The organism is Algoriphagus aurantiacus (assembly GCF_035156405.1).
Taxonomy (GTDB): Bacteria; Bacteroidota; Bacteroidia; order Cytophagales; family Cyclobacteriaceae; genus Algoriphagus; species Algoriphagus aurantiacus.
In genome coordinates this window covers 150400-162620 of record NZ_JAXRUT010000007.1, presented here as the reverse complement: position 1 = coordinate 162620, position 12221 = coordinate 150400, and the positions used below count along the sequence as shown (strand labels likewise).

The window sequence follows — 12221 nt, the reverse complement described above, 5'->3', positions numbered from 1 at the left end:
ACATTAACTCAAGAAAGTCAGGCAATTAATCTAATCAATTTTTAGGAGCTTAAAAAATCTCTTTACTAAAGTTTGATACTGATTTACAATTAGTTAAGTAATTAAAACTGAAATCTGAATATCCCAGAATTCGTACTTACTAATTATTTATTAAAAATCACCTCGTCCACAAAAAACCAACCTTTACTTCCCGCATTAGGGTGCCATTTAGGCAATTGAGGAAGTGGCTTTGCTGTGATTTTCAGCTTCTCATAGTTGGTGCTTTCCAGCTCAAAATTCAATAGGTCAGATCTGGCTGGAAACGCTTCAGGGGAAACAGCTGGAGAGTTGCTCGCTAACTGATTCCACTGTCCATTTTCCAAACCCTGAATAGTTACGGAATAAGGTGGGAAAATATGTGCCGCCTCATTGTATAGTAAGCTAAGGGAAATAGCAGTCGGCTTGTTGGAGCCCTGGAAACTGACTTCCAGAACCAACGGCTCATCTTGAAAACCGAGCCATTTTTGACCATGATTTGATGCTTCTGCTTTTTCCAAATCAAACAGGGTTACTGTACCTGAAGCCTGATACTTTAAGTTGGGCTCAAAGGCGAGCTTGTAATCAGCTGGTTTGATACCCGAATGAATAAAAACAGACTCGGATATCTTAGAGCCTTTCCAGTCTGCAGCAAAAGCTTTCGCTAGTATTTTGCCAGTATTTCTGACGTAAATTGGCTTGGTATAAACCTCACTGTTAATACTATCCGGTTCTGATCCATCTAAGGTGTAGCGAATTTCAGTTGTTATAATCGGGTGTGAAAGGGTAAGCTCAAGACTGTCTTGATATATGATTTCAGCTTGGGTAATGATGGGGCTGTTTAGTTCATAGATTATACCTTTTCCATCAAAACCAAAGTCGATTTTGGTGTCTGGAAGTGCTTTCTGAAGAATTTCCTGATCTTCATTGCTTAATCCTGTATGCCATACGTATAGGTTTTTGAGCCCCTTCATCTGGGAAATACTTTGTAGCGAGGCTTGGTCAATCGTATTACCGGAAACAGCCAGGGATTCAAGTGTATTAAGTTCAGCAATCACCCTCAACTGCTCAGCATCCAAATCAGTGAAATTCAATTGGAGTTCTTCCAGATGTGTAAAATCCTTTAAAAATTTAAAATCAATTCCAGCTAAAGGCATCTTGTTAAGGCTAAGTCTCACGATTTGATCTTTAACCGTTTTTAGATCAGAAAGTGACTTAGGTGGAAAAGCTGAAATACCAAAATAGGAGACATCCAACGCCGGTGATTCTGGAAAAAGTGGCTGAACAGAGCGAAAGGAAGTATTTAACTCTTGAATATCTTCTTTGTCTGCAGCTTCGAAGGAATAGATTTTATTTCCCTCAAACTTCACTGATGCCAACTGGTACAGTTCATTTGTGGGAGGAAGCGTAACTAGTTTTTGATCAAAACTAGCTCCTGTCGCAACCCACTCACTTAGGATCAATAGCTCCTCATCGGTCAATTGAGCCTTGTTTTTTGGAGGCATATGCTTCTTGTCATCGAGAGGAAGATTGATCCTCTGGATGAGCAGGGATTTCTCAAAATCACCGGCAAGTACAAACGGTCCTGATTTACCGCCTTTTTGCAAGCCTTGGAGGTGATCCATTCTTAACTCCCCTTTAATCTTTCCTTCTTTATGGCAGCTTACGCATTTTGCTTGTAAAATAGGCTGGACTACGTTTTTAAAAATCTCTGCTTCGGATAATGGAATTACTTCAATCTCATTCGACTGCATAGGAGCCAAGAGAAAATCTTCCCCATGTGTTAATCCAGCTCCCCAGTGGCCAGTGGCGATTATCGCCATAGCTAAGGCAATACTGGATATCCGAATTAGTTTGGCTTGGATGGATCTGAAAAAATAGAGGATTACGCAGCCTGCGAAGACCAGCAGACCTCCCCACTTATGCCAGGTCAGTATATCCCCAGTATATTCCTCCTGAGCCAAAATCAACCCTGCCAATACTGTGATTCCTGCGAAGTTGCATCCTGCCAGAAAGCTGATTTCTCCTATTTCCCTGATCTCGGGTTTTTTATCAATCCCCGGAATCCAGAAAAACAGCAAGCCCATCAATAATAATACAATAGGAAAATGCAAAAGAATAGGATGGCTTCTACCGACTACCTGTAGCCAATCAGGTAAAACCAGTGAATCTCCTGCTAATGTGATGATAATTGTGAGACCTATCCAAACAAAGAGGGTACTTTCCAGAATGGATCTGATTGATGAAATCTTGAGCATAGATAGTTTAAGCAATTAAGTCTTTTACTACTTTGCCAGAAACATCCGTCAGGCGATATCTTCTACCTAGGTGCTTGTATGTCATGCGCTCATGATCAATGCCCATGAGGTGAAGGACTGTGGCTTGAAAATCATGTACGTGCACAGGGTTTTCGGTGATATTGTAGCCAAATTCATCCGTTTCTCCATAGACCATTCCTGATTTAACTCCACCACCCGCCATCCAGATAGAGAATGCACGGGGGTGATGATCTCGACCGTAATTGTCCACTAATATTTTCCCCTGACAGTAATTGGTTCTTCCAAATTCACCGCCCCAGATAACCAATGTCTCATCCAGCAAGCCTCTTTGCTTCAAATCGGTAATTAAAGCCGCCGAAGCCTGATCAACATCCTCTGCCTGAAGTCGCATTTCATTAGGCAAGTTGCCATGCTGATCCCAGCCCTGATGATAGAGCTGCACAAATCGAACGCCACTTTCTGATAGTTTTCTAGCCAATAGACAATTGGCGGCATAGGTGCCGGGTACCAGGCAATCGGGCCCGTATAGTTTGATGATGCTCTCAGGTTCTTTGGAAACATCGGTCATTTCAGGAACAGCTGTTTGCATGCGATACGCCATTTCATATTGTTTCACCTTTGCGGTGATTTCAGGATCATTGAATTGCCGCATGTTCAACTCATTCATCGCAGCAATTTGATCTATCATTTTTCTACGCTCCGAACGGCTCATGGAATCAGGATCTTTAAGATACAGCACTGGATCTTCTGAATTGGAAAATTGTATACCTTGGTGAGTGGCATCTAGGAATCCATTACTCCAAAGTTTGGAGTAAACTCCCTGTCCATTGCCACGTCCACGACTGAGCAATACTGAAAACGCAGGAAGATTACTGTTTTCACTTCCCAATCCATAGCTTAGCCATGAGCCCATACTTGGACGATTTCCTACTTGGGCTCCAGTCTGAAAAAAAGTAAGAGCAGGATCATGATTGATCGCATCGGTATGCATGGATTTTACAATGCAGATATCATCTACAATTCCCGCTGTGTGTGGAAATACCTCTGATATCCAGGCCCGGGATTCTCCATACTGATCAAATTTGTAATTGGATCCTACTAAAGGAAATGAGCTTTGACCAGAGGTCATTCCTGTGAGTCGCTGCGTACCGCGAATAGATTCAGGGAGCTCTTCTCCCATGCGTTTATTCAATAGAGGCTTGTAATCAAAAGATTCCAATTGGCTTGGGGCGCCATTTTGAAAAAGATAGATGACTCTTTTTGCTTTGGGAGCAAAATGGGGAAGTGCATGCATCATGGCCTCTTCAGCTTCTGATTTCCCTGAAAAAAGATCAGGAACTAAAAGTGATCCTAGTGCTAGGCTTCCAACTCCAAGGCTTAGCCTAGAAAGAAACTTTCTACGATTATGATTCAGTCCTTCTTCTAATATTTCCTTTTCCATTTCAGCTCTTGGTAATGGTTTCTTCCAGATTATAAATACTTACGATTACTTGCATGAGTGCGGCGGTTTCTGGATTAATAGTTGATTCTTCCAGAGGATATTCACCTACACTTAACGTTGGGAGGACTTGGTCTGGATTTTCACTAAATCTCACTAATTGATCTTCGTAATAGGAGAAGAGGATGGACTTTTCATCTGCACTCATATCTCTGCAGACGATTCGCTTAAAGGAGGTAGCTATTGCTTTTTCTTTATCTTGATTTTCATCCCACATTTTTCCGGCTAAGACTCGAGATGCTTCCAATATCATTGGATCATTCATCATCACAAGGGCTTGCAATGGCGTATTAGTTCGGCTTCTTCCTATCTCGCATCTATCTCTATTACTGGAATCAAAGATGATCGCCTTCGGAGGTGGGACTGTAAGTTTGATAAAATTGTATAACCCTCTCCGGTATAATTTATCACCCTTGTCTTGAACATAAGTTGCCAGTACGCCTCGCCCTGAAGTAGCTGCTTCCCAGATTCCTTCTGGCATATAAGGTTTTACGCTAGGTCCACCAAGTTTCCTCACCAACAAGCCACTGCTCGCCAGCACCAAATCCTGAATATTTTCCGCAGGTAAACGAAGTCGGGGAGCTCTTGCCATGTATAAGTTATCAGGATCTGTATTTAAATGCTTTTCTGTAATTACTGCAGACTGTTTGTAGGTTGCTGAACTTAGAATTTGCTTCATAAGGCGCTTGATATCCCAGCCATTTTCCATAAAATCAACTGCAAGCCAGTCCAATAACTCGGGGTGGGTGGGAAGGTCTCCCTGCATCCCAAAGTCACCTGCTGATTTAACGATTCCTTGTCCAAAAATCTCTTGCCACATCAGATTGACAAATACTCTTGCTGTCAAAGGATTTTCTCTTGCTGTGATCCATTTTGCTAGACCGAGACGATTCTTTTCTAAATCCGCTGGAAATTCCATTATCGAATTAGGCGTGGAAGGCTCAACTTCTACGGTAGGAGCATCATAAACACCTCGGTCAAGTATGTACGTAGGTCGCTGCTCTTCCAGTTCCCCCATCACAGAGACGCTTAATTTGGACGTGTCGGAATAGTTGATAAAACTCATGATGCCTGATAAGTCTTCCTGATCTACCCAGAGAATTGGAGTTTTAGCTGGCTTGGATTGAGATACATCGCCTTGATAACCTATTTCGGGGGTATTATTGAAAAAGGCGAACATCTCATAATATTCTTTCTGCGAGAAAGGATCATACTTATGATCGTGGCATTGTGCACACTCCATAGTGATGCCCAAAAGACCTTTGCTTACTGTATTGGTTTTGTCAAGTACGTATTCGATTCTGTACTCTTCGTCAATTACTCCACCTTCCTCAGTGTATTTGTGATTTCTATTGAAGGCTGTAGCCAGAATTTGCTCTTTGTTAGCATCTGGTAAAAGATCTCCCGCAAGTTGCCAAGTGATAAATTGGTCATAGGGCATATTTTGATTGAATGCATGAATGACCCAATCCCGGTAAGGCCATTGCGTACGGATATTGTCATCCTGATAGCCGTAGCTATCTGAATAGCGGGAGATATCCATCCAGAGGATAGCCATTTTCTCTCCGAATCCTGGATCCCCAAGTAATCCATCAAGTAAATCCTCGTAAGAAAGCTCACCTGAAAAATCACCAAATCTGTCCAACACTTCAGGGCTCGGCGGTAAACCAGTTAAGTCTAGACTTGCTCGTTTGATCAATTCATAGGGTTTGGCTTCAGGATTTGGCTGAAGGCCTTTTTCCTTCATTTTTTTTAAAGTGAGGCGATCTATTTCATTGATTGTCCAATCCGTTTCTTCTGGAAGCTTCGATTTTCCTGCTTTTACAAAAGCCCAATGAGGCTCATACTTAGCTCCCTCTTCGATCCATTTTTTGATCAGTTGGATTTCTGTTTCAGATAAGGCGAGATTGGATTCTGGTGGAGGCATCAGCTCTCCTGGATCTTCAGATGTGATTCTATGGTAAACAGTTGATTCTTCTAAGTTCCCGGGTTTGATGACAAACTGGTTAGGGTTTTCTTTCAAAGCGGCATAAGCTCCCGTTTCTGTATCTAGGCGAAGTTCTGATTCACGCTTATTGGCATCTGGTCCATGGCAGGCAAAGCATTTGTCCGAAAGAATAGGGCGAATATGGAAATTATAGCTGATTTGTTCGACTTCTGAAAGTTGGATGTCGTTAGGCTGTTTCGGGTTACAACTATAAATAGCTAATCCAAAACAAGACAAAGTCAAGAGTCTTAGAATTTGAGAAGGAGTCATTTTTGGGTCAAATCAATATCAGAATCTCACTCAAACTAGTGATATTTTGGACAAATAGTATCCTGACCGTTATATTTTTACTTTCGTTTTTTAATGTAAGGATGAAAACTTAAGTTAAAATATTAATTAACAGAAGATTGTTTCGTCAATTTTAGAAACAACTCTGTTTTTAGACTTGAAGGACTATTTTTTTAATATTAAAAAATTGAAGAGTAAATATTTTGTATTTTGTCCAGAACAAAGGATAAAATTATGAATGAGGTCGTGCATATCCATTCTCAAAGCTTTGCTACTATAGAGGTTATGACGCTCACAGAATATTTTATCATATAAACTTTTAAAAATTCAATATGAAATTCGCTAAACTGACATTGCTGTTTCTTATCGTTTCTCTATTGCCGAGTTGCAATAATAAAGGAGTTGATGATAAATCTCAGGATTTCAAAACAATAGAGATATCCAGGGATTTTTTTTCGGGTGAGTCACCCGAATTACAAATCGAAATTCTAGACACCATAAATCTTGAGGCTCCAGGAAATCCTTCACTTACCGCTGTCATGGATATAGCTTTCTCTCAGGATTTTTTTCTTCTCGTGGATAACAGACAGGGACTTTTAAAGTTTGACAATAACGGTAGTTTTCTCCAGAAAATCGGCGAGATGGGAGAAGGTCCTGATGAATATAGTATGCCCTATGCGATTCACTTGGATGATAAGGAAAAGGTGGTTCTTGTGGCAGATTGGCGAAAAATGGTAGTGATTTCCTATGACCTTGAGGGGACCTTTGATTCGTCAAGTCAAAGACTGCCAGGGCAGCCGATCTCCTTTTACAAGGATAATGACACTCTTTTGGTAGTTCAGGAAACGCTTATTGGTACCAAAGAAAAACCCCGGCAGGTGTTGGTAAGCTCGATTGAACCAAAAACTCTTGAAGTCAAACACTGGGAAAGGCCGCTTTACGGCTATCATTCAGATTACACAAGTATCCATTCAATCCCCAGGATATTAAGCCGGGTAAAAAACACAACCTTGTTTTATATGCCAATTATTCGGGAAGATATATCATCGCATAGTGACACGGATACGATTTTTAGAAAGGAGGAGGATCACTTGGTCCCGGAATACCTGCTTCATCTCACTGGTTTTGACGATACAAGTCAGTTGAGAATAAGCGGTGTAGTTATGTCCGATAGTTATGCGTTTTTACGTGTTGTATATGAAAATCGTTCCTATCATGCGGTAATTGATTTAGTGAATAACCGTCCCCTGATTCATTTAAAGCAACTATTTGATCGGGAGTTGACGGAAGAAATCATTCCGCGGCAATTAAATGGAGATATTTATTATTCTATTCTGAGGAATGAGGAAGGCGCAATAGAGAAAAATCCTATGATAGTTATGTATCGGTTACCAACAGCCTTGAGCTATAACAGTGAAGTAAGTAGTGATTAGTTAGGTCATTTTGCAGTGCGATAGACAATATAAATAACAAAAAAAGCTGCCCATTTGGACAGCTTTCTTGTTTACAAATATGTCGGAGCTATTATCCCTTTATCACAGAGAAATCAAAGTCTTCCAAGAACTTAGTAGTGAAATTCCCTTCTTTAAATTGTTCATTTTCTAACAGTGCGATATGGAAAGGTATGGTGGTTTTTACACCGTCAATGACAAATTCTTCCAGGGCTCTTTTCATTCTCACAATCACTTCTTCTCTTGATTGGCCGCTTACGATCAGCTTGGCAATCATGGAGTCGTAATTAGGAGGAATAACATAGCCTGCATACACATGGGAATCAATTCTGACGCCACGTCCACCTGGAATATGAAGGTTCTGGATTTTTCCTGGACTTGGTCTGAAGCCATGCGCAGGATCTTCGGCGTTTATTCTACATTCCATAGCGAATAGCTTAGGATAGTAATTTCTTCCAGAGATAGTTTCTCCAGCAGCCACTTTGATTTGTTCTTTGATCAAGTCAAAATCAGTAACCTCTTCGGTGATTGGATGCTCTACCTGAATTCGGGTATTCATTTCCATGAAGAAGAAGTTGCGATGCTTATCAACCAGAAACTCTACGGTACCGGCTCCTTCGTATCCAATTGCTTCTGCGCCTTTGATGGCAGCTTTACCCATTTCTTCCCGCAGTTCATCTGTCATAAATGGGGAAGGAGTTTCTTCAATTAGTTTCTGATGCCTTCTCTGAATGGAACAATCTCTTTCAGACAGGTGACATGCTTTCCCTGTTTTATCTCCTATGATCTGGATCTCTATATGTCTAGGCTCTTCTACATATTTTTCTAAGTACAAGCCATCGTTTCCAAAAGCAGCAGCTGATTCCATTCTTGCATCATCCCAGGCTTTTTTGAATCCGGCTTCCTCTCTCACTATTCTCATTCCACGTCCACCGCCTCCGGCAGTTGCTTTTAGAATGACTGGGTATCCCATTTCATTTGCAAGCTTTATTCCTATTTCCATGGTTTCCAAAATTCCTTCAGAACCAGGGATAGTTGGTACACCGGCAGTTTTCATGGTTGCTTTGGCCGTAGCCTTATCGCCCATTTGGTTGATCATTTCAGCGCTGGCCCCGATGAATTTGATTCCATATTCTTCACAGATTTTAGAAAACTCTGCATTTTCAGAAAGGAACCCGTATCCCGGGTGAATGGCATCAGCATTGGTGATTTCTGCAGCGGCAATTATTCTGGGAATATTTAGATAAGAGTCACGGCTAGGCGCAGGTCCTATGCAGACAGCTTCGTCAGCGAATCTTACGTGTAAACTATCTTTATCTGCAGTAGAGTAAACCGCCACCGTCTCTATACCCATCTCTTTACAGGTACGGATGATTCTTAAGGCAATTTCACCTCTATTGGCTATTAGTATTTTTTTAAACACAGCTATTTAATTATTGGTGAAAAAATTAACCCGCTGGATCTACAAGGAACAATGGCTGATCATATTCTACCGGTGTAGAATTGGTAACCAAGATTTTGACGATTTTACCAGAAATTTCAGATTCGATCTCATTGAAAAGCTTCATCGCTTCAATGATACAAACAGTCTCACCAGCTTTGACAGAATCACCTACAGCTACAAATGGATCCGCATCTGGGCTTGAGGTAAGATAGAAGGTGCCGATCATTGGTGATTTGATCTCCACCAAATTTGATGGTGCAGATTCTGCTGCAGGAGCAGATGCAGGGGTGGACGAGGGTGTTGGTGCGGGGATTGCTGCTGGAGCAGGGGCGGAAGCTACTTCTACCATTCTTGGTGCAGAAGATTCTGCATATTTTTTAATAGAAAGTTCGAACTCGTCAGTCTTGATTTTAACTTCTGCCAAACCAGAATTAGAGATGTAATCTATCAACTCCTGAATCTCTTTTGCTTTCATAGGTTTATTATTTAGAGGTGCCAAAAGGCATTTTTTTTAAATGGGTTATAAAAGAATAAAGCTGCGTAATTTAGTTAAATCACACAGCTTAAATTACTTATTTTACTCTTTCTGAGTAAGAGCCATCACGGGTGTCAACCTTGATCATGATGTCTTGTTCTACGAAAAGTGGGACCATCACTGTGGCTCCAGTTTCTACAGTAGCTGCTTTCAATGCGTTGGTAGCAGTGTCGCCTTTAATTCCAGGCTCCGTGTAGGTAATCATCAATTCTACGAAAGGAGGAAGTTCAACTGCAAGAGGAGTTTCAGTTTCATCGTGAATCAAAATATCAACTAACTGTCCGTCTTTCAGTAGATTAGCTCTTTCGATAAGTTTTTCTTGTATTGAAATTTGCTCGAAAGTGGTCGTATCCATGAAATTGTAGCCCATGTCATCGGCATATAAAAACTGATGAGGTCTTTTCTCTACCCTAGCTGTTTCTACTTTCTCTCCTGCGTTGAAAGTTTTGTCAAGTGTTTTTCCAGAAGTAATTCCCTTCATTTTGGTTCTGACAAATGCAGGGCCTTTTCCAGGTTTGACATGCTGAAACTCAACAATAGTGTAGATGTCATTATTCATGACCAAACAAAGTCCGTTTTTAAAATCTGCAGTACTAGCCATAATGTTATTTTCGTATTATTTTCTTGTAAACTTATTTTGGGTCGTAACCCCACTTAAGATAAATTGAACCCCAAGTGAATCCACCCCCAAAAGCCGCCAATATTAGATTGTCACCTTTTCTCAACTGACTTTCGTAGTCCCAAAGGCAAAGAGGTATAGTAGCTGCTGTCGTGTTGCCATACTTTTCTATATTCATCATCACTTTATCAGATCCGATTCCCATGCGATTGGCTGTAGCATTAATGATTCGAAGATTCGCTTGATGAGGCACTAACCAAGCAATATCATCACCTTTCAGGCCATTTTTCTGCATAATCTCTGCACTTACATCTGCCATATTGGTCACTGCAAACTTGAACACGGTAGAACCTTCCTGAAAAGCAAAATGCTCTTTAGCATCCACTGTTTCATGAGTGGCAGGTCTGCGACTTCCTCCAGCTTTCATGTGAAGGTATGGAGCGCCGGATCCATCCGATTTGAGGATGGCATCCACAATACCCAAATCTCCGGTTGTAGGCTCAAGCATTACTGCTCCTGCACCATCACCAAATAGGATACATGTAGCTCTATCTGTATAATCTACAATAGCAGACATTTTATCAGCCCCAACTACAATAACTTTCTTATGGGTTCCTGTTTGGATGAACTGGCTCCCCATCTGAAGGGCATATAAAAAACCTGAACATGCAGCACCAACATCGAAACTATAGCTGTTTTTGGCTCCTACTAAATCTGCGATGATATTTCCTGTAGCGGGAAATGTCATGTCAGGGGTAACGGTGGCACATATAATCAAATCCACATCTAAAGGATCGGTGTCGGTTTTTTCTAAAAGTCCTTTTACCGCTTCGGCACCCATTACTGATGTACCTTGGTTTTCACCTTTAAGTATTCTTCTTTCTTTTATTCCTGTCCTTGAGACAATCCACTCGTCGTTTGTTTCTACAAGGTCCTCAAGTTCTTTGTTTGTCAATATGTATTCCGGAACGTAACCTTGTATTCCGGTGATCATGGCTCTGAGTTTGTCCATTATGCTGGGGTTAAGTAAAGATGATTAAATCAAAATCATCTCAACTGTATGTTATGGATGTGTTCTATCCTGTAAGGAAGGCAAAAATATTACAATTGTCATTCTCTACCAAAAGAAATCCATCAATGAAAAGTAATACGCTTGATAAACAAGCGGTTTTGATTGGGGCTGAAAACAAAAAAAATCCACCCGCAATTAGCGAATGGATTCTTATGAAATTCAGATGACTGATTAAGCCAATATTTCTTTCTCGATGATAACTTGTCCTTTGTAGTACAATTTACCGTCCAACCAGAAAGCTCTGTGTGGTAAGTGCATTTCGCCCGTAGTAGGACATTTTGCAAGACCCGGAGCCTCCAACTTGTAATGAGTTCTTCTTTTATCTCTTCTGGTTTTCGAAATTTTTCGTTTAGGATGTGCCATTTTATGCGTGGTTTATGATTATTCCTTGTTTTTTAACTTTTTTAAAAGATCCCATCTAGGATCAACTGGTTCATTATTGTCTTCATCAGACGCTGAATCCTCATCTCCGTCGTTAGAATCCTGCCCATCTATGTAAGCATAAATTCCTTCTCCTTCGTAATCTTCATCGTCCATTTCGTTTCTGTAATCGGGGTGAATTTTCTTTAGCGGCAAGGCCAATAAGATAAATTCGTAAATCAACTGAGCCACATTTACCTTCGGGGTGTCCCGAGTGATCATAATGACGTTTTCATCGATTTCTTTTTCTTCAGCACCGAACTTATAGACCATCTTTTCATGAAAATCCAGAGGCTGCTCGAAAGGCTCCAGACTTCTGTCACAGGTCAAAATAACTTTGCCCGCAATATGAAAATCCATCTCAATTAAGTTTGCTCCAACTTTCATTTTGATCCGTACGATCAAATTACCTTTTTCTACAAGTTCGTTATCTTCGAAGTGCTGGAAAAATGAATCTCCAATTTCGAAGTCAATTTCGTGGATGCCTTCGAGGAACTTAATTACCTCGATATCAAATGTTCTCCAGAATTTCACGATACCTCCTCTCGATTTAAGACCGCAAAAATAGTGAATTATTATAAAAGGATGAAAGAGATTGTGAAATAATCTTTGG

At 40.8% G+C, this 12221-nt stretch carries 10 protein-coding genes; 1 reads left to right on the top strand and 9 read right to left on the bottom strand.

Going from position 1 to position 12221, the window contains the following annotated elements; genetic code table 11:
• Positions 1 to 143: 143 nt before the first annotated feature.
• The 3 genes from SYJ56_RS09415 to SYJ56_RS09405 are packed head-to-tail and all read right to left on the bottom strand — an operon-like array spanning position 144 to position 6049.
• Positions 144 to 2273, bottom strand: a complete 2130-nt coding sequence (locus SYJ56_RS09415; RefSeq protein WP_323833750.1) for a c-type cytochrome domain-containing protein — start codon at positions 2271 to 2273, stop codon at positions 144 to 146.
• A 7-nt stretch (positions 2274 to 2280) separates the two neighbouring features.
• Complete coding sequence (locus tag SYJ56_RS09410; RefSeq protein WP_323833749.1) at positions 2281 to 3735, bottom strand: DUF1501 domain-containing protein; 1455 nt, start codon at positions 3733 to 3735, stop codon at positions 2281 to 2283.
• 1 nt (position 3736) lies between these two features.
• Positions 3737 to 6049, bottom strand: coding sequence for a PSD1 and planctomycete cytochrome C domain-containing protein (locus SYJ56_RS09405; RefSeq protein WP_323833747.1), 2313 nt, complete (start codon positions 6047 to 6049; stop codon positions 3737 to 3739).
• A 350-nt stretch (positions 6050 to 6399) separates the two neighbouring features.
• Here SYJ56_RS09405 and SYJ56_RS09400 point away from each other — a divergent pair, with 350 nt between their 5' ends.
• Positions 6400 to 7500: a 6-bladed beta-propeller gene (locus SYJ56_RS09400; protein WP_323833746.1), complete on the top strand. Its 1101-nt coding sequence runs from the start codon at positions 6400 to 6402 to the stop codon at positions 7498 to 7500.
• A gap of 91 nt (positions 7501 to 7591) precedes the next feature.
• On the opposite strand, the gene accC is transcribed toward SYJ56_RS09400, so the two are convergent.
• From accC to SYJ56_RS09370, 6 genes are all read right to left on the bottom strand, one after another.
• On the bottom strand, positions 7592 to 8941 hold the full coding sequence (gene accC, locus SYJ56_RS09395; protein ID WP_323833744.1) for an acetyl-CoA carboxylase biotin carboxylase subunit: 1350 nt from the start codon (positions 8939 to 8941) through the stop codon (positions 7592 to 7594).
• A gap of 25 nt (positions 8942 to 8966) precedes the next feature.
• The gene (gene accB / locus SYJ56_RS09390) at positions 8967 to 9437 is read right to left on the bottom strand and encodes an acetyl-CoA carboxylase biotin carboxyl carrier protein (protein ID WP_323833742.1); all 471 of its coding nucleotides are present in this window, start codon (positions 9435 to 9437) and stop codon (positions 8967 to 8969) included.
• A gap of 97 nt (positions 9438 to 9534) precedes the next feature.
• Positions 9535 to 10098, bottom strand: a complete 564-nt coding sequence (gene efp / locus SYJ56_RS09385; protein ID WP_323833741.1) for an elongation factor P — start codon at positions 10096 to 10098, stop codon at positions 9535 to 9537.
• 31 nt (positions 10099 to 10129) lie between these two features.
• Complete coding sequence (locus SYJ56_RS09380; protein ID WP_323833740.1) at positions 10130 to 11128, bottom strand: beta-ketoacyl-ACP synthase III; 999 nt, start codon at positions 11126 to 11128, stop codon at positions 10130 to 10132.
• Between the two features lie 231 nt (positions 11129 to 11359).
• A complete protein-coding gene (rpmF, locus tag SYJ56_RS09375) occupies positions 11360 to 11551 on the bottom strand; it encodes a 50S ribosomal protein L32 (RefSeq protein ID WP_057938136.1) in 192 nt (63 codons plus the stop codon).
• Between the two features lie 18 nt (positions 11552 to 11569).
• Positions 11570 to 12142 (bottom strand): YceD family protein, encoded by a 573-nt coding sequence (locus tag SYJ56_RS09370; protein ID WP_323833739.1) that lies wholly within the window; start codon positions 12140 to 12142, stop codon positions 11570 to 11572.
• Between the last annotated feature and the right edge of the window lie 79 nt (positions 12143 to 12221).